Here is an 18,033-nt window from a genome sequence, read left to right on the forward strand (position 1 = left end):
CCAATGACGGCACGGTGGATTCCGCTCCCGTCACCATCACCATCACCGTCAACGGTGCAAATGACGCGCCGGTCATCGATGCGGCGATCAATGGCGCGGTGTTCGATGCGGTGGAAGATACCGAAATCGCGGCCGGCTCGGCTTCGGTTGCCGATATCCTGGCGGCGGCCATCTCCGATGTCGATGGCGATGCGGTCACCATCACCCTGACCCTGACCTATGGCGCGGGCCCGGGCGGAGTGACGCCGGCTTCCCAGACCATCACCGTCGCTCCCGGCGACAGCTTCAGCTATACCCCGCCGGCCGATTACTTCGGCACCATCTCGGTGGCCGTGGTTGCGACCGATGCGCATGGCGCCTCGGACAGCTCGGCTTTCACCGTCGTCGTCTCCAATGTCAACGACGCGCCGGTGATCACTTCCGGGGATGCGACGGGTTCGGTGTTTGTCTCGGGCGACCTGGACAATTTCACCAATGCCGGCGTCGGCACCCGTCCTGACGCCAACTATACGCCGACCCCGGCGATCCAGGCGATGCTGGATGCGGTCCTGGGCGACTTCAACACGGCGGGCGCCGATGTCGGAGCGGTGCTCGATGCCATCGAGGCCGACCTGGCGCCGCAGGGCGGCACCCGCGCCGACGCCATCCTGGCGGTGTGGGACTTCCTCGACACCTTCTATACGAGCGGGAGCAATTACTTCCACATCGGGCACAACACGGCGACGATCCGGCTGGGTATCGAATATGCCCACTACCTGCAGGCGGGCAATGCGCCGCTGACCGATGCCATCGTCAAATACAGCGAGAATAGTTCGGGAGACATCACCCGCGAGCAGAGCCTGCATGACAATCTGCTGGGCAATTTGAACGCAGGCGGGCTGACGGATCGCTTCACCCGCTCGGGCGAGCATACCGACCTGCCGACCGCGCTGGCGGATACGGACATCCATGCCGAGATCGCTGCTGCAGGGCTTTTGCCGCTGCTGGATCGTCCCTGGATCAGCGGTGATGTCCCCGGCAATGCGGCGGCCGAGGCCGCAGCGCATGCGGCGGACGTGGCCCTTGGGCTGGTGCCCAGCGCCAGCGGGCAGCTGGTGGCGAGCGATGCCGATCATGACACGCTGAGCTGGAGCGCCGACACGCTTGTGGGGCTTTATGGCGTGCTGGAGCTGGACAGCGCCACGGGCGCCTGGTCCTACCGGCTGACGCCGAATGCGGCGACCCGGGCTCTGGGCGAAGGCGATACGGGAACGGATGTGTTCAGCATCGTGGCCAATGACGGCACGGTGGATTCCGCTCCCGTCACCATCACCATCACCGTCAACGGCGCAAATGACGCGCCGGAGGTGACCTCGGCCGATCTGGGCGGCACCGTCGTCGAGGACGACGCCACCGACACCATCTCGGGCCAGATCCTTGCCGAAGACGTCGATGGCGACACGCTGACCTGGTCCGCCGACACCACCGAAGGCGTTTACGGCACCTTCAGCATCGACGCCGATACCGGCGAATGGACCTATGTGCTCGACCAGGCCAAGGCCAACATCCTCACCGGCGCCGACGAGAAGCTCGAGAGCTTCACCGTGACCGTCAGCGATGGTAATGGCGGCACGGCCACCCGCGTCGTGACCATCACCGTGCAGGGCCATAATGACGCGCCGGTGGCCAAGAACTTCGTGGTCACGGCGCCCTTCGCCGAAGACAGCGTGGTCTCGGGCCTCAATTTCGGCACCATCCCTTCCGAGCTGGTGAGCGATGTCGATACCCCGATCTCGCACTTCACCGCCGATGCCTTCGCCATTGGCGATGTCTCCATCGATGGCGCGGCCCCGATTTCGGCTGCCGCTGCCGGCATCACTGTCGATGCCGACGGCAAGATCACCATCGATACGACGGTGAGCGCCTATCAGTCTCTGGGGATCGGCCAGTCGGCCCAGGTGGTGGTGAGCTTCACCGTCACCGACGATTACGGCGCCTCGGATACCGGCACCGTCACCTTCACGGTGACCGGCGCCAATGATGCGCCGGTGGTGACCTCGGCCGATCTTGCCGGCACCATCGTCGAGGACGACGCCACCGACAGCGTTTCCGGCCAGATCGTGGCCGAAGACGTCGAAGGGGACACGCTGACCTGGTCTGCCGACACCACCGAAGGCGTCTATGGCACCTTCAGCATCGACGCCGATACCGGCGAATGGACCTATGTGCTCGACCAGGCCAAGGCCAACAGCCTTACCGATGGCGACGAGAAGCTCGAGAGCTTCACCGTCACCGTCAGCGACGGCAATGGCGGCACGGCCGTCCGCGTCGTGACCATCACCGTCCAGGGCCATAATGACGCGCCGAGCTTCGGGGTCGACATTACGGCGGGCTTCAGCGAGGACGATGCCATTTCGGTCGACCTGCTGGATGGCAGCTTCGATCCGGAGGGGGACGACCTCACGGTGCACCTGCTCTCGCACGACGCCCCTTCCGGCGCCAATCTGCAGGTGGATGGCAATGGCGTGCTGACGCTGGACAATTCGGCGTTCCAGTACCTGTCCGATGGCGACACGGTGAGCATCACCGTGACCTACACCAACGCCTCGGGGGCGGAGCATTCGGCGACGCGCACCGCCACGATCACCATCAATGGCGCCAATGAGGTCATCGTCGCCACCGAGGACGACGACACCATCACCGGCACCAACCTGGCCGACACCATCACCGGCAGCGCCGGCGACGACGTCATCAATGCCCGCAATGGCGACGATATCGTCTTCGCCGGGGAAGGCGACGACATCGTCAATGGCGGCTCGGGCGACGACGTGCTGCATGGCGAGGGTGGCGACGACACCCTCAATGGCGGCTCGGGCAACGACGTCCTCTATGGCGGGGCCGGCAACGACATCCTCAATGGCGGTTCGGGCGACGACATCCTTGTCGGCGGCGCCGGCCGGGATGTGCTCACCGGCGGCTCGGGCCAGGACACCTTCGTGTTCACCAGCGCCAGCGACAGCGAGGCCGGGGTGAGCCGCGACGTCATCACCGACTTCGAAAGCAACGAGCTGATCGATCTCTCGCAGATCGGCACGTTCGACTTCGTCGGGCTGGGCTCTATCGACCGCAATGTGGGTGAAGGCCAGATCAAGTATTACCTCTATGGCGGCAATACTTATATCGTGGGCCAGACCACCGATGGTCAGACCTTCCAGATCGAGCTTCAGGGCGATCACACTCTGACGCCGGCCAATTTCGTCGGGCTGCGCAATATCGGCACCAATGGCGACGATGCCGCCCTGAACGGCACCGATGGCAATGACTGGATCTATGGCCTCGATGGCGACGACCATATCTTCGGCGGCCTGGGCCAGGATACGCTTTCGGGCGGTGCGGGCGCGGATGTGTTCATCTATACCAGCCACCTCGAAAGCGGCGCCGGCGCGGCCAATCGCGACACGATCGTGGACTTCAAGCAGGGCGAGGACAAGATCGACCTCAGCCAGCTCGATGCCAATATCGTCGCGGCGGGCCATCAGAGCTTCGAACTCGTCGGCTTCGGCGATGCGACCCTGGAAGCGGCGGCCGGGAAGCTGAAATATTATCATGCCGGCGGCAACACCTACATCACCGGTGGCGTCGACAACGATAATAATGCGGACTTCCAGATCGTGCTGCGCGGCACCATCCACCTGACGGCCGACGACTTCATCGGCCTGGACGGTCCGGGCGCTCCGCTGCACATCGTGGGCACCGCCGCTTCGGAAACCCTGTCGGGCGGCATCGGCGAGGACTTCCTCCCCGGCGGCGGCGGCACGGATATCCTCTATGGCGGGGCCGGCAACGACACCTTCGTCTATCTCTCGACCAACGACTCGGTCGCCGGTGCAGCCACCCGCGACGTGATCGCGGACTGGAATGCCGGCGACAAGATCGACCTGTCGGCGATCGACGCGGACTCGCTGGCCGGTGGCCATCAGACGTTCCAGTTCTCCAGCGATAACAGCATTTCGGAATCGGTGGATGCCGGGCATGTCCGCAGCTTCATCCTGGCTGGCCGCACCTATGTGATCGCCAGCGCCGATGGGGACAATCACCGCGAGTTCCAGATCGAGATCCTGGGCGAGCATGTGCTGACCGCCGACGATTTTATCCTCTAGGCGGGCGGATACCATATCGACGCCGGGGCCTTGCGCCCCGGCGTTCGCATTTGCGATGCTGGCCTTGGGGCCAGTCCTGAGGTCGGGGCCGGCCTCACCGGGAGTTGCAGCAATTCATGAAACAGGGGTTTGAGCTGGCCCTGGCGGGCCTGATGGCCCTGACTGCGCTAGCGCTGGGGGGCTGGGTCGGCATGGCCGAGTTCCGCTCCGCTCCCCGCGTGCAGGGCCCGGCGCTGAGCCGGCTGGCCGATATCGATCTCGACCGGCAGGGCGTGGGGTTTTCCCCGATGCGCCAGCGCGCGCTGCTGATGGATTGCGAATATGGCCTGCGGGCCGAAAATTCGCTGGAGGCGCGGTTTGTCGGCGCCGAGACGATGGCGTCCATCCCGGCCCTGTGCACCCGGATCGCCCTGACGGTGGCGCAGAGAAACAGCGGCAATGCCCTGGCCTGGACGGTGGCGGCGGCCGGCATGCTGGCGCAGGAAGGGCCCGCGGAGGCAAACCTTTATCTGGCAAACAGCTATAACGCCGCGCCGCGCGAAACATGGCTGGCCCGGCTCCGTGTCGGCGTCGTCGGCGGGCATGAGGCGCGCATCGATGGCGCGGCGAAGGCGGGTTACCTCGCCGATCTTGCGGCGCTGGCCGGAGACCAGGCCGATATGTGGGCCCTGGCCCAGCGCTTCGTCACCGATCCCGCCTTCAGACCCTATATGACCGAGGCTTTGGCGAGCCTGCCCGAAGCCACGCAGAAAACTTTCCTCGATGGCCTGAGCGGCCTGATGACCCGGGGCGGCATGTGATGGACCCGATCGCGCTGCGCAGCGTCGCCTCCGTCCGAACCGGCCGCAGTCCGGCCGGCCAGTCGGCCATCAATACTGCGGCGGGCCTGCTGGTCATGGCGGTCGCCCTCGTTGCGCCATTGCCCTTTGGCAGCGTGCATCCCATCTCCTGGGCCTTCTTCGCCATGCTGCTGGGCGGGGCCGGGCTTGCCTATGTGATGGCGCTGGCCCGGATCGGCGGTGTCCTGCGGTTTCCGCTGGCAGCGATCGGCCCCGGCATCGGGCTGTTCCTCGCTACATGCCTGTTTCTGGTGGTGCAGATGCTGCCCATCGCTTGGCTGCTTCCGCCGGGCCTGCTGGGAGCGGAGGCCGCGCCGGGCGAGACGATCTCCATTGCCGGCGACGCGACAATGCTGATGCTGATGCGTCAGCTCGGCTATGGCGTCTTCTTCTTTCTGGCGCTGCAAAGCATGGTCAATGATGGCCGCAATCGCCTGATGGGCCGGGCGATGCTGATCGGCATCGCCTTTTATGCCGTGGGGGCGATCTTTGCGTTGCAGGCTGGAGATACGCTTCTGGGCCTGCCCAAGACCGCCTATCAGGGCTCGGCCACCGGCCCCTTCGTCAACCGCAATTCCTTTGCCACCTTCCTTGCTTTCGGCGCCATGCTGGCGCTGGCCCAGCTCTGCCGCCACGTGGTGGCGCAGGTGGAGCGGCATCGCAATGACGGCATGGTGCCGGGGGGCATGAGCAGCATCATGCTCCATGCCATGCTCTATCTGCTGCTGGTGTCCACCGTGATCGCCACCCAGTCCCGCATGGGGCTGATGGCAACGCTTCTCGGCTCGGCCAGCATCGTCACGGTGGCGCTGCTGCGCGCCACGGCATCGCGCATGGCGGCGCTGGGCATTGTCGGGGCCATGGCGGCGGCGCTGGCGAGCGGGTTGGTCCTCTTCGGAGACGCGCTGATGGACCGGCTCGGCGACAGCGAAGCGGCGGCGATGCAGCGCTCGGACCTTTACGCGCAGGTGTGGGAGCTGGTCCTTCAACGGCCCTTCCTGGGCTTTGGCGGAGGCGCGTTCGAGCTGGCCTTTCCCCGCGTCCACCAGGAGCCGGTGAGCTTCCATTATGTCTGGGACAAGGCGCACAGCACCTATCTTACGCTCTGGAGCGAACTGGGGCTGGTGGTCGGAAGCCTGCCCGTCCTGGCGCTGTTCGCGCTTGCGGCCGTGCTGGTGCGGGGGCTGCTGCGCCGGCCGCGCAACTGGGCGGCGCCCACGGCGGCGCTGGGCGCCCTGATGGTGGCCGCCACCCATTCGCTGGTCGATTTCAGCCTCGAGATCGAGGCCAATATGTTCGTGCTGCTGCTGATCGTCGCCTCCGGGCTGGCCGCGGTGGCGAGCGAGACGCCTAGAGCGCGGCGCGATCTTCCAGATTCGCTGCATACGCTTTAGCAGTTTGTTTTATCGCGTTTGCGAACCGCAAAACCGTTTCCACTTTTGCTGGAAACGCTCCAGGAGGACCGGCATGGGCTTTTCGCTCCTTTCTCTCTTCCGTCCGGCGCAGAAGGCGCCCCGCCCGCGGATTTCGGCCGATCACTGGCCGGAGGCGGTCTATGCCATCGGCGACGTACATGGATGTCTGGCCCAATTGCTCGAACTGGAAGCGGCTATCGTCGCGGATTCCGCCGGGCGCGCCGGGGAAAGCTGGATCGTCATGCTGGGCGACTACATCGATCGCGGCCCCGCCTCGGCCCAGGTGCTGGACCATCTGATTGCGCCGCCCCCGCCCGGCATCAGGCGGATATGCCTGGCGGGCAATCATGAGGAGATGTTCCTCGATTTTCTGGGCGATCCGCGAACCGGCTCGCGCTGGCCCGATTTCGGCGGGCTGGAGACGCTGGCCTCCTATGGGTTGCCGAGCGCGACGCTGCTCGGGCTGCCCGCCCGCCGGCGCAGGGACATGCTGGCCGCCTATATTCCGGAGACGCATCTGGATTTCCTCGCCGGCCTGCCGGCGCTGCTGACGCTGCCCGGCATGGTGTTCGTGCATGCGGGGCTGCGGCCGGGGGTGCCTCTGGAGCGCCAGGGCGAGCAGGACCTGCTGTGGATCCGCGAGCCGTTTCTGGGTGCCGATGCCGGCCTGCCCGGTTTCGTCATCCATGGTCATACGCCCGGCCCTGAAGTGGTGCGCACTCCCCATCGGCTTTGCCTGGATACGGGCGCCTTCGCCACCGGCGTGCTGTCGGGCGCGCGCCTCGGCCCTTCGGGCGTGCAAGCCATCTTAACCACCCGGGGATAAGGCTGATCGGGGCGGGTGAATGGAGTTTGTCCATTTTACCCACCTGAGGCATAACGGGCGCCGCCCTTCACCAAAGGACTGTTTCATGGACGAAACCGAGATCGATCTCCGCGGTGTCTTTGGGCTGCTGCGCAGACAGTTCCGGCTGATCGCCATTACCTTCGTGGTGGTGGTGACGCTGGCGGGTGTGGTGACCTTTTCCCTCACCCCGACCTATACGACCTCGGCGCTGATCCTGGTGGACCCAACGCGCAAGAATCTGCTCGATCCCAATGCGCAACTGGCCAGCACCGGCAGCGACAGCGCGCGCATCGACAGCGAAGTGGAAATCCTGCGCTCCGACAATGTGCTGCTGAGGGTGGTGGAGCAGATGGGGCTCGCCGGTGCCGAAGCGCCAGAAGTGCGCCTCACCCTGCGCGACCGCATCCTCTCGCTTTTCGGCCTCGTGGCCAGGCGGGAGGCTTCCCCGCAGGATGCGCTCAACCAGGCGCTGAGCAATCTGCGCAATGTCATCTCGATCCAGCGCCGGGGCCTGACCTATCTCATCGCCGTGCAGGCCCGTTCGGAAAGCCCCGAGCGCGCCGCCCAGCTCGCCAATGCCGTGGCCGAAGCCTATATCCAGAACCAGGTCTCCTCCAAGGTCGACAACACCCTGGCCTCGCGCGACATCCTGCAGGCGCGGATCGATCAGGCGCGGGCGGCCATCGTCTCCACGGAAGGCTCGTTCGACAATTTTATCGGCCAGAATATCGCGCGCATCACCATGGAAACCGGGCGCGCCGACCTGGCTTCGCTGCAAAGCCAGCTCGACAGCCTCGCCCGACTGCGCAGCCGGCAGTCGCAATTGGCCAGCTCCATCCAGACCAGCCTCGACGCTGACAATCTGAGCGCCGTGGTGCGCGACAGCCAGTCGGAGGCGGTGCGCGAACTCGATCTGCAGCGCGCCGCGCTTGCCGAGCAATTGCAGGACGGTTCTTCGGCCAACCCCACCGCCTCGGAGTTGCAGTCGCAACTGGCCGGTATCGAGGAGCGCCTGCAACAGGAAGCGGCCCGCGAGGTGAGCAGCCTGCGCCAGCAGGTCTCGCAGGTGCAGAACCAGGAAGCGGAACTGCGCGGCGAGCTGCGACACTCCGTCCTGCAGGGCGATCTGCCCACCAGCATCGTCACCGAATTGTTCGAATTGCAGCAGAACGCCCAGCTTGCCCGCTCGCAATATGAAACGCTGCTCGAACGCACCCGCGAGCTGGAGACCCAGGCCGATCTGCAAATCGCCGACAGCCGCATCGTCTCGGCGGCGCTGGCGCCGGAATTTCCGACCTTTCCCAGCGTCGCCCTGTTCATGGCCATTGCCGGCGTGGCGGCGCTGGGCCTGGGCGTTGCCCTGGCCGTTCTCTACGAGAATTTCATCGGCGGCTTCACCAGCGAGGCGCAGCTGTCCTCGGTGCTCAAGCTGCGCATCGCCAGCGCCATTCCGCGCCAGCGGGCCAAGTCCGAGCGGGAAAGCCTGGCGGATGTGATCGTCAATGCGCCGCTTTCGGTGTTTTCCGAATCGGTGCGGCGCCTGCGGGCCACGCTGGACCAGGCCATCGCCCGCGACCGGCCGGCGGCTGAGGGCGAGCATGAAAGCTCCATCATCATGGTGAGCTCCACCGCGCCCAGCGAGGGCAAGACCACGCTGGCCCTGGCGCTGGCCCGGTCCTATGTGCTGGCGGGCAAGAGCGTGCTGCTGATCGACTGCGACCTGCGCAAGCCGAGCCTGCATCGCCATCTGGGCATCCATCCCGAGCTGGGGCTGCACCAGGTGCTCGAAGCGGCGGAGAGCACCGGCGTCGGCAATCTTCTCACCCAGGATCCGCTGACCAAGGTGGAAGTGGTCGCCGGCGCGCGCCACAGCGAATTGCCCACCGACCAGCTGCTGACCAGCCCCTATTTCAACAAGCTGCTCAAGGCGGCGCGCAAGACCTATGACGTGGTCGTCATCGACACGCCGCCCATCGGGCCGGTGGTCGATGGGCTCTATGTCGCCCCGCTGGTCGATGCGATCATTTTCGTCGCCCGCTGGGCCAGCACCTCGCAAATCGATGCGCGCCAGGCCGTTGCCGCCCTGAGCGAGGCCAAGCTGGCCTCCACGCCCATCCTCGCCGTGCTCAACCAGCAGGATGCCTCGCGCGCCTCCTATATGCGCAAATACGGGCAATATTACGCGGAAGTCACCTGAGGCGGACTTATCCCCGCCCCTTCCGGCCCGGCCTATGCTGCCTGAGATCTTACCTCTGGAGCAGCCATGACCGACCGATACGCAGATTATGTTTCCGGCCTTGAATCGCCGGCGCAGCACGGCTTTGCCGCAACCCCGTCCAACAGCGCCGATCTGCCCGAGGTGACGCGGGCGCTCTATGTCGGGGGCGCCGGAGCCGTTGCCGTCATCCTCGCCTCGGGCGCCGAACTCAGCTTCGCCGGCGTCGCCAGCGGAACCATCCTGCCGCTGCGCGTGCGCCGGCTGAAGGCCAGCGGCACCACGGCGAGCAATGTCGTGGGGCTGGTGTGATGCTGGGTATTTCGCTCTGGGCCCTGCCACCGCCTCTTGCCTGGTGGCCCCCCGATGCGGTCTGGGCCGTGGATTTCGTGCAGCGCCGCGCCATGCTTGCCGGCCTCCCCGCCGATTTTGCCTCCAGCTTCGGCATATCCCGCGCCGGCGGCAAGCTGGTGCGCAATGGCCAGGGCCGGTTCGAGGCGGTCGGGGCCAACACCGCGTCCCTCACCGAAGCGGGGCTGCTGGTGGAGGATGCGGGCAGCAATCTGTGCACCTATGCGGCCGATCCGAGCCAGGCGGCCTGGTTTCGCAATTCCATCACGCTGGCTTCGGGTCTTGCCGACCCCGCCGGCGCGGATGGCGCCTGGCTGATCACCGAGACCGGGGGCGGCGCAGCCCTGTCGCGCCAGCCCATGAGCATCACCCAGGGCGCCACCTACAGCCTCACCCGCATCGTCAGGCGGGGTAATTTCGACTGGATGCGCGTGACGGTGGGCGATGCGTCCTTCGCCGGTGCCACTCTATGCTGGTACAATCTGTCCACTGCCGCCGCCGGCAGCGTTTCCCAGACCGCCGGCGGTTTCGGGCATCTCTCCCAGAAGATCGAGCAACTGGCCGATGGCTATATCGCCATCACCCAGAGCTTCGTCGCCCCGGGCACCCAGCTCAATATCAGCCTGACCTCGGCGGCGGCGGATGGCAGCACGACGCGGGCCGATCTGGGGTCGGGACCGGGCATGGGGGGGCAATATGGCCACTGGATGACCCAGCTCGAACTGGGCGCGGCCAGCTCGCTCATGATTTCGGGGGTGACGCCCGCCAGCCGTCCCGCCGAGCAGCTGGTGCTGCCCGATGCGCCGACAAGCGGCACGCTGACGGCGGTTTTTTCCGACGGCACCAGCCAGTCGCTGTCGCTGGCGGCGCCGCTTCCGGCGTCTTTCGCAAAACCGGTGATCGCCCGGCTGGTGGCAACGCCCTGAAACCGGCCGCCCCGATTGCGGGCGGCCGCTAACCCTAACGGCAGCGGGGGACCGCCGCTGCTTGTCCTCTTCTTGCCGCTATGGGACAAACCGGCATCGACACTGGTGTCGACAAGAGGCTGCGCGTCCGCCGTGTCCGACCCGATTTCCGCCTTTGCCCGCCCGCTGTCGCGCCTTTCCGGCGCGGGGCGCCTCGTCGTGCTGGGGTCGGCGGCCAGGGTCTTCGCCCTGGTGTCGCAGCTCGTGGTGCTGCTGGTGATGAGCTGGATGCTGCCCAAGGCGGCATTCGGCGAGGCCATGATCGTTTTCACCCTCTACCGGCTGGTCAGCCTGGGCCTGGGCACCGGGCTGGGCAATCTGCTGCTGTTCCGCGTCGGGCGGCAATCGGGCGATCCGGGGCTGGATGCCAGGCTGCTGCGCAGCGTGAGCCTTCTTGGGCTGGTGCTGTCCGGAGCGATCGCGGGAGGCGCGGCGCTTCTGGCGGCGCCTATCGCGGCGGTTTTTTCCAAGCCCGACATGGCGCCCTGGCTCCTGCATATGGCGCCGATGATCCTGTTCGGCACCATGAATCTGGTCACCGCCGGCTCCTATGACAGCCGCTCGCGCATCACCGCTTCGATCCTTTTGACCGAAGTGGTGCCCAATGGGCTGCGGCTGGTGGGGTTTCCGCTCGTCGCGCTCTGGGCGCTGCCCGATATCGCCATCGCCCATGTGCTCTGGCTGTCGCTGGCCCTGCCCTGGGCCGCCGACAGCCTGCGGCTGTTCTCGGGCCGCTGGCCGGGTTTCGAGCCGCTGAGCGGCGCGGACCTGCGCTATGCCGGCTGGTTCACCATCTACCCCATGGCCACCCAGCAATTGCAGGGTGTGGACATGCTGATCGTGGGGGCCCTGTTCTCTTCCACCATCGCGGCCGATTATGCGCTGGCCTCGCGGCTGGCCACTTATTTCCCCTTCCTGCAATATATCCTCATCCGCGGCTTCGCGCCCCTGGCCGGCACCCTGCACCAGCGGGGCGATATTGCCGGGCTCAATGCCGCGCTGGCCCGGCTCAAGCGGCAGTCGATCCTGCTGGTCTGCCTGCCCACCGGCTTCATCCTTCTGGGAGCGCCGCTGGGCCTGCCGCTTTTCGGCGATTTCAGCGGCGCCTTGCCGATCCTTCTGGCGCTGGCGGCGCCCGCCGTGGTGCGCAGCATCTTTTCCGGCACTGACGCGGTCCTCAAGATGATCGGCCGCGCCGGTTTCAGCTCCATGGTGGCGCTGCTCTCGGTCGGGTTGATCGTGGCGCTTTCCTGGCTCCTGGCGCCCTGGATCGGCATCCACGCCCTGCCGCTGGCCATGCTGGCCTCGGCGCTGCTGTTCAATCCGCTGATGGCCTGGATGCTGGGACGGGAGGGGATCGTGGTGCTGGGCGCGCGCGACATCGCCTGGCTGATCCTGCCCGCTGCCGGCCTCGCGCTGGCGCTGGCGCTGCCGGGCGACTGGCCCCGGGCGTTGGCCGGGGGCGGGGCGCTGATCGGCACGGCGCTGGCGGCAGGGCTTTCCGGCCGTGGGAAAGACAAATTATTGACGATGGCCGAATAGGATCGGAGCGAGGGGAAAACCGGGTTCCATATGGCGGACGACATCGACAGGGAAACCAGCATGGACATGCCGCCGCTCGACTGGCGGCGGGTGCTTTTCGTCGCCCTGCTGTTCCTGAGCTGGGAAGGGGTCGTTCCAGCCGTGATCGGCCTGCCCATCAGCCTGGGCCGGTATGCCGTGGGGGCCCTGGTGCTGGTGGGGGTGGGGCTGAGCGCGATGCGCTTCATCGTCCGCCCCAAAATTTCGCGGGCGCGGCTGGGGTCGAGCTGGTTCTTCCTTTATTGCGTGGCGGTCACCGTCATCTATAGCGGCCTCGTGCATGGCCTGCCGCCGCGCGAGTGGCTGTTTGCCCAATATATGCTGTTGCCGCTGCTGATCGGCTATCTGTTTGTCAGCCTCAGGATCAGCTGGCGCGACATCGTTTTCGGCATGCTTGTCGCCGCGACCCTGTGTTCGGTCATTTCGCTGGCCGACCAGATGCTGCGCCTGCCGCAATTCGATCAATTCGCGCGCGGCTCGATCAACAGCCGCGGCGTGCGGCGCATGTTCCTGATGCGGGTGGAAACCGGTTTTTCCATCGTTCTTCTCAGCGCCTGGCTGTTCCTGCGCTGGAAAATGGACCGCAAGGCCGTTCTGGCGCTCCTGGTGCTGGCGCTCAACGTCTTGGTGCTGTTCGGTATTTCGGAAAGCCGGCAAAGCATGCTGACCACCAGCCTGGCCTTGCTCTTTTTCGTCCTTTTTGCCCGGCTGCGCCCCATGCGGGTGCTCAAGGTGGGGCTTGCGGGGCTGTTTGTCGGCCTGCCGCTGGTCATATTCCTGGCCAGGGACATCCTGGAAAGGCTCGTCACCTCAGACGATTACATCGTCGACGGCAATATCAGCATAAGGTTCCAGGCCATCGATTTTTACATGTCGAAATGGACCGAAACTTACGGCTTCGGCTTCGGGGTCCTGTCCAATGGCGACGATGCCAGCAATTTCTTCGCCCAGGCCTGGCGCATCGGCAATGGCTATTGGGGATATATGATCGCCGATACCGGCATTGTCAGCGCCCTCACCCAGTTTGGCTGGATCGGCCTCATGCTGGTGCTGCTCATTTCCTTTCGCCTGGCGGTGGGCTTCATCCGCATCGGGCGCGCCCTGCCGCAGGACCAGCGGTTCGTTCCCATCGCGCTGGGCTGCTTCCTGCTCGGCTCCATGGTGAATCCGTGGCCGATGAACTATTTTACCCTGGAATGGACGATCCTGTTCGGCTCGGCCTGCTGGTTCGCCTATGGCAATATGCTCGACACCATGCCCGCCTTGCGGCCCGCCAGCGCTATTGCCTCCAAAGATCATAGGGAAATGCGGCCAGCAGCGGCTCCAGGTTGAGATCGGGCAGGGGCGCAGGGCCCATCTCCAGGGCCTGGGGAACCGAGCGGGCGAAATCATAGCGCTCGCGTCCGGTGCCAGCGTAATAGTCGCTATATTTCACCAGCCCTTCGCGCTCGCTCACCCGCACATAGCGGGCGGGAATGCCGAAGGCTTCCGCCAGCACCAGGCCGTGCAGCGAGCTGGCCACGATCCGCCGATAGCGCACGATATCGGCGACCACGCTGTTCCAGGGCCGGCGCGGGTCGATGACCGGGATCGGGCAATCGGCGGCGTGGTCCGCAAAGTCATGGGTATTGGGCACGAAACCGACCTCGAATTCGCCGCTGGGGCGAAAGCGATCCCCGGTGAGAAGCGGGGTCAGCAGGCCTGGATCGCCATAGACTTCGGGAACCGCGATGCCCTTGCCCATCAGATAATGGCGGGTATAGGGCCCCCGGACCGCGCGCACGTCGAGCGTGCTGAACCGGTGGGCCCATTCGGGCTGGTTGCCATTGACGCCGCTTCCCCAGATCACCGCATTGTCCCGGGCGAATTGCATTATGGAGCCTATGGCCAGCATCTGCCGGGGCCGGGCGGTCTCGTCCTGCATGGTCAAGCCCCGCCGCGCCAGCATCAACCCGACGATGGCGCGGGACAACTCGTCCCCGAAATTGACTCTCCTGGCGGGACGCCAATAGGTCAGCTCCACCGTGGCGTAGGGTTCTTGCGGCCAGGGCGGGATCTCCGGCCCGGTAAGCGCCCGCCTGATGCGCCGGGCAAGCCGCCGGGCGGGGCCGGCGGGCTTCAGATCGAGGAATTGGGTGGTATAGCGGTCAGGATCTTGGGTCATGGCCATATGTCTTGACGGTGATGTCCTCGATCGGCGCCGCCGGGTCCCGGGGCCGGCTCAGCAGGCCGCCAAGCATGGCTAGGGTGAGGATGTTGAGATTGATATAGCCGATGGCGGCCCGCTTGCCATCGCGCTCGCGCACCAGCAGATAGGCCGCCACGAGCAGGTGAAAGCCAAGGGCCAGCAGGAGCAGAAGCGGGCTGAGCAGGATCAGACCGACAAGGGCCAGTCCGTAGCTCGCCGCGATCAGCAGCAGGCGCCAGAACAGCCTTGCCACTCTGCCCAGATAGGGCGTGCCGATGGCCGAGCGCAGCAATTCCCCCGATCCCTGGAAATGCCGCGATGTCCAGCGGCTGGCCAGCAGGGCGCCGGTCGAGCTGGTCTTGCCGTGGTGGCGCACCGCCCAGACCGGCAGCCGCTTGAGAGTAAAGCCCGCAGCCCCCAGCCGGAACCCCAACTCCTTTTCCTCATAGGAATGCAGGTTGCGATTGGTGAAATAGCCGACCTCGACAAGCGCCGTCCGCCGGTAGAGCCCGCCCATGTCGAGCGCCTCCACCCCCCCGGGAACCAGCCCGTCATTCATGGCGGCGCGGCGCTCGAATTCGTAATTGCCCGCGCCATGCTCCTCCACCAGCCCGCCGATGCCGGCCAGTTTGGGATCGAGGGCGAACTGGGCCAGGGCTTCGTCGATGAAGCCGGGGAACAGCTCCATGTCGCCATCGATGATATAGAGGTAATCGCCAATGCTGTGCTGGAAGCCGAGCTGGGCGCCGATGCCGCAGGAGCGCTCGGCCGGATTGCGAAGCTGGACGATGTCGATGGGATAGTCCGCCGCATAGGCAATGGTGTTGTCGGTGGAAAGGCTGTCGGCAAGGATGATCTGCACGTCATGACTGGCGCGCAGCGGCAGGATCGATTCGATGCAGCGCCGGATATGGGCCTCTTCATTGAGGGCCTTGATGATGACGCTGATCGTCGCCATTACGCGTCCTCCCCCATTGTGCAGAGGGCCGGCTCGGGGCCGAGAAGCGCGCCCAGCTCATCGCAGAGCCGGTCTTGGTAGCGGCTCTCGGAAAAGGCGTTTTCGAACCGCATGCGACCCTTTATGCCCATTTCGTGGGCCTGTTCGCCGGCCTCGGCCAGCGCGGCGAGGCGCTTGGCCAGCGCCGGGGCGTCGTTGGGGGGCACCAGCCAGCCGGTTTCCCCGTCCTCGATGATTTCGGTAAGCCCGCCATGGGCGGCGGCGAGCACCGGCTTGCCATGGGCCATGGCCTCCACCGCCACCAGCCCGAAGGGTTCGGGCTTGCGCGAGGGCACGGCGACGATGTCGGCCCAGCGGTAAAGCGGGGCGGGGTCATCGACGAAACCATCGAGGCGGGTGATCTCGCCGAGCTGCTTTTCCTGCACCTGGGCGAGAAGGCGGGTTTCGGAGGCGTTGCCGGCAAAGGCCGAGCCGGCGAAGCGCAGCCGCATCTTACCCCTTGTGCCGGCGGGCAGGGCCGCTACCGCCTCGACCAGCAGGTCCTGCCCCTTCCAGTCGTTGATCCGCCCGATCATCAGGATGTTGAGGATGCCGTCGCTGGCCGGCGCCGCCGGGGGCGGGCCTGGATCGGGAATGCCGTTGAGCACCACCGCGCCGTCGAGGCCGAAGGCATCGCCCGTGGCCTGCGAATTATAGACCAGCCTTGCGCCCGACAGCGCCAGGACCAGGCGGATAAGCCGCATGGCCAGCCCGGTGGGAATTTCATGGACATGCAGCAGCACCGGGCGACAGCTCAGCCGGGCGGCCAGGGCATAATCGAAAATCACCGAGGTGTTGATATAGGTGAGGGCGGCGGCCGCGATATGGCGCCGCGCCCGCAGCACGGCCTGCGGAAACTGCAGCATCCGGGCGAGCAGGCGCAGCGGGCCTTCGGTGCGGCGGGCCACCCAGAGCGGTCGGATTTCGACGCAAAAGCCCAGCCGCTCCAGCTCGGCCGAGAGCGGCCCGGCCTGCGGCAGCACGACGAGCAGGCGCAGATGCGCAAAGCGGGCGCGAAACCCCTTGAGCGCGCTGATGAAGGTGCGGTCCGAGCCGTAGAGCTCGTAGCCCTGATGCACGCACAAAAGGGTCGGCGCCGCCCCGGTCACAGCAGTCTCGCCAGCAGGGCGGCATAGGTTTCGTTGACGCCCTGGGTGGTGAACTGGGCGGCATGGCGGGCCCGCGCCGCCTCGCGGCTGGCATCGAGATCGATCCCGCCCTCGCCGATGGCGTCGAACAGCGCGGCCAGGCTGTTTTCGCAGGCGAAGAAATGCTGGTTCTCCCCGGTCACCCAGCGGTTGAAGCGATTGTCATGGGCGAGGATGGCGTTGCCGGCGGCCATCGCCTCCACCAGCGAGGGATTGGTGCCGCCCACCTGGTGGCCATGCACATAGGCCAGTGCGTGGAAGCGCAGCGCATCGACCACCGGCCGGTCATAGATGGCGCCGGTGAACCGCACCTGCTCGGAGGCGGCGGCGCGCACGGCGCGGTGATAGGCATTGGTGGGGTCGAGCCGCCCCAGCACCACCAGCTTTTCGGTGCGCGGCGCCGCCGAGAAGCCCCGCACGATTTCGAGGATGGAATTTTCCGGCTCGATCCGGGCGATGGAGACGTAATAGCTTCGCGGCGCCAGCCCATAGGGAGCGAGATCGGCGGCGGGGGCCTCGACCACGGCATCGGCGCCATAGGGAATGACATGGGCCCGGCGCGGCCCGTGGCGGCGCAGGTGGCGGGCGATTTCGGGATGGTCGGCGATGGGCAGGACGGCCGAATTCACCCCGATGAATTCATTGAAATAGAACCAGGCCTTGACCGGCAGGGGCCATTTGGCGCGCTTCCATTCCACCCCGTCCATGTTCATCACCACCTTGTGCCCGCGCAGGCGCAGCAGAATGGTGAAGATGGCGGTGTTATAGCCCAGCACGAGATTGAGCCCGGGACGCCCCAGCGCATGCATGACGCAGCGCCAGTCGAACAGCATGCTGCCCACCGAGCCGCCCCGGCGCACGCCCAGATGGATGCGGTGAATGCCCTGCCAGTCATCCTCGAAATCGGGCGGCACGGCGCCATCTTCATCCGGGTCGAGCTGGCAATAGACGCTCACCTTCCAGCCATGGTCGCGCAGATAGGGGGCGAGCTGGGCGACGAAGGTCTCGAAACCGCCATGGGCGGCGGGAATGCCGCGAATGCCGAGGATGCGAAGGGATTTCATGCGGCGGCCGTGTCAGCGCCCTTCGAGAAGGCCGCGAAGATACTGGCCGTAGGGACTTTTCTTCAGGGCTTCGGCCAGACCTTCAAGCTGCCGGTCCGAAATGAAGCCCATGCGATAGGCCACTTCCTCGGGACAGTTGACCTTGATGCCCTGGCGGCGCTCGATGGTGGCGACGAACTGGGCCGCTTCCAGCAGGCTGTCGGGCGTGCCGGTATCGAGCCAGGCATAGCCGCGCCCCATCAGGTCGACATGGAGCTGGCCTTTTTCGAGATAGCGCATGTTGA

At 66.0% G+C, this 18,033-nt stretch carries 14 protein-coding genes; 9 read left to right on the forward strand and 5 right to left on the reverse strand.

Going from position 1 to position 18,033, the window contains the following annotated elements; genetic code table 11:
* The 9 genes from VDP82_RS03515 to VDP82_RS03555 all read left to right on the forward strand — a co-directional run.
* On the forward strand, positions 1 to 4,139 hold a 4,139-nt coding region (locus VDP82_RS03515; protein ID WP_323013454.1), incomplete at its 5' end, for a VCBS domain-containing protein.
* A 116-nt stretch (positions 4,140 to 4,255) separates the two neighbouring features.
* Entirely contained in the window at positions 4,256 to 4,939 is a 684-nt protein-coding gene (locus VDP82_RS03520; protein ID WP_323013455.1) for a hypothetical protein, read from the forward strand.
* On the forward strand, positions 4,939 to 6,372 hold the full coding sequence (locus tag VDP82_RS03525; protein WP_323013456.1) for an O-antigen ligase family protein: 1,434 nt from the start codon (positions 4,939 to 4,941) through the stop codon (positions 6,370 to 6,372). The genes VDP82_RS03520 and VDP82_RS03525 overlap by 1 nt, the downstream gene beginning before the upstream one ends.
* A 73-nt stretch (positions 6,373 to 6,445) precedes the next feature.
* Entirely contained in the window at positions 6,446 to 7,219 is a 774-nt protein-coding gene (locus tag VDP82_RS03530) for a metallophosphoesterase family protein (RefSeq protein ID WP_323013457.1), read from the forward strand.
* Positions 7,220 to 7,304: 85 nt separating this feature from the next.
* Positions 7,305 to 9,437, forward strand: coding sequence for a GumC family protein (locus VDP82_RS03535; protein WP_323013458.1), 2,133 nt, complete (start codon positions 7,305 to 7,307; stop codon positions 9,435 to 9,437).
* Positions 9,438 to 9,503: 66 nt separating this feature from the next.
* Complete coding sequence (locus VDP82_RS03540) at positions 9,504 to 9,767, forward strand: spike base protein, RCAP_Rcc01079 family (RefSeq protein ID WP_323013459.1); 264 nt, start codon at positions 9,504 to 9,506, stop codon at positions 9,765 to 9,767.
* On the forward strand, positions 9,767 to 10,732 hold the full coding sequence (locus VDP82_RS03545; protein WP_416347071.1) for a phage head spike fiber domain-containing protein: 966 nt from the start codon (positions 9,767 to 9,769) through the stop codon (positions 10,730 to 10,732). The genes VDP82_RS03540 and VDP82_RS03545 overlap by 1 nt, the downstream gene beginning before the upstream one ends.
* Positions 10,733 to 10,864: 132 nt before the next feature.
* Entirely contained in the window at positions 10,865 to 12,313 is a 1,449-nt protein-coding gene (locus VDP82_RS03550; RefSeq protein ID WP_323013461.1) for a lipopolysaccharide biosynthesis protein, read from the forward strand.
* A gap of 30 nt (positions 12,314 to 12,343) precedes the next feature.
* Entirely contained in the window at positions 12,344 to 13,684 is a 1,341-nt protein-coding gene (locus VDP82_RS03555; protein ID WP_323013462.1) for a hypothetical protein, read from the forward strand.
* Here the strand turns inward: VDP82_RS03555 and VDP82_RS03560 are convergent.
* The 5 genes from VDP82_RS03560 to VDP82_RS03580 all read right to left on the reverse strand — a co-directional run.
* Complete coding sequence (locus VDP82_RS03560) at positions 13,632 to 14,516, reverse strand: polysaccharide pyruvyl transferase family protein (protein WP_323013463.1); 885 nt, start codon at positions 14,514 to 14,516, stop codon at positions 13,632 to 13,634. The two genes, VDP82_RS03555 and VDP82_RS03560, sit on opposite strands and share 53 nt — an antisense overlap.
* Entirely contained in the window at positions 14,500 to 15,498 is a 999-nt protein-coding gene (locus VDP82_RS03565; RefSeq protein WP_323013464.1) for a glycosyltransferase, read from the reverse strand. Before VDP82_RS03565 ends, VDP82_RS03560 begins: the two co-directional genes overlap by 17 nt.
* Positions 15,498 to 16,646: a glycosyltransferase family 4 protein gene (locus tag VDP82_RS03570; RefSeq protein ID WP_323013465.1), complete on the reverse strand. Its 1,149-nt coding sequence runs from the start codon at positions 16,644 to 16,646 to the stop codon at positions 15,498 to 15,500. The genes VDP82_RS03565 and VDP82_RS03570 overlap by 1 nt, the downstream gene beginning before the upstream one ends.
* The gene (locus VDP82_RS03575) at positions 16,643 to 17,749 is read right to left on the reverse strand and encodes a DUF1972 domain-containing protein (protein ID WP_323013466.1); all 1,107 of its coding nucleotides are present in this window, start codon (positions 17,747 to 17,749) and stop codon (positions 16,643 to 16,645) included. Before VDP82_RS03575 ends, VDP82_RS03570 begins: the two co-directional genes overlap by 4 nt.
* A gap of 12 nt (positions 17,750 to 17,761) precedes the next feature.
* The coding region (locus VDP82_RS03580) for a sugar phosphate nucleotidyltransferase (RefSeq protein WP_323013467.1) at positions 17,762 to 18,033 on the reverse strand (272 nt) is incomplete at its 5' end.

It is taken from the genome of Devosia sp., from assembly GCF_034675085.1.
In the GTDB taxonomy this organism is placed as follows: domain Bacteria; phylum Pseudomonadota; class Alphaproteobacteria; order Rhizobiales; family Devosiaceae; genus Devosia.

What these genes read in the sequence shown, in the direction of transcription:
- VDP82_RS03520 (WP_323013455.1), top strand. Translation starts at nt 4,256, where the DNA reads ATGAAACAGGGGTTTGAGCTGGCCCTGGCGGGCCTGATGGCCCTGACT.
- VDP82_RS03525 (WP_323013456.1), top strand. Translation starts at nt 4,939, where the DNA reads ATGGACCCGATCGCGCTGCGCAGCGTCGCCTCCGTCCGAACCGGCCGC.
- VDP82_RS03530 (WP_323013457.1), top strand. Translation starts at nt 6,446, where the DNA reads ATGGGCTTTTCGCTCCTTTCTCTCTTCCGTCCGGCGCAGAAGGCGCCC.
- VDP82_RS03535 (WP_323013458.1), top strand. Translation starts at nt 7,305, where the DNA reads ATGGACGAAACCGAGATCGATCTCCGCGGTGTCTTTGGGCTGCTGCGC.
- VDP82_RS03540 (WP_323013459.1), top strand. Translation starts at nt 9,504, where the DNA reads ATGACCGACCGATACGCAGATTATGTTTCCGGCCTTGAATCGCCGGCG.
- VDP82_RS03545 (WP_416347071.1), top strand. Translation starts at nt 9,767, where the DNA reads ATGCTGGGTATTTCGCTCTGGGCCCTGCCACCGCCTCTTGCCTGGTGG.
- VDP82_RS03555 (WP_323013462.1), top strand. Translation starts at nt 12,344, where the DNA reads ATGGCGGACGACATCGACAGGGAAACCAGCATGGACATGCCGCCGCTC.
- VDP82_RS03560 (WP_323013463.1), bottom strand. Translation starts at nt 14,516, where the DNA reads ATGACCCAAGATCCTGACCGCTATACCACCCAATTCCTCGATCTGAAG.
- VDP82_RS03565 (WP_323013464.1), bottom strand. Translation starts at nt 15,498, where the DNA reads ATGGCGACGATCAGCGTCATCATCAAGGCCCTCAATGAAGAGGCCCAT.
- VDP82_RS03575 (WP_323013466.1), bottom strand. Translation starts at nt 17,749, where the DNA reads ATGAAATCCCTTCGCATCCTCGGCATTCGCGGCATTCCCGCCGCCCAT.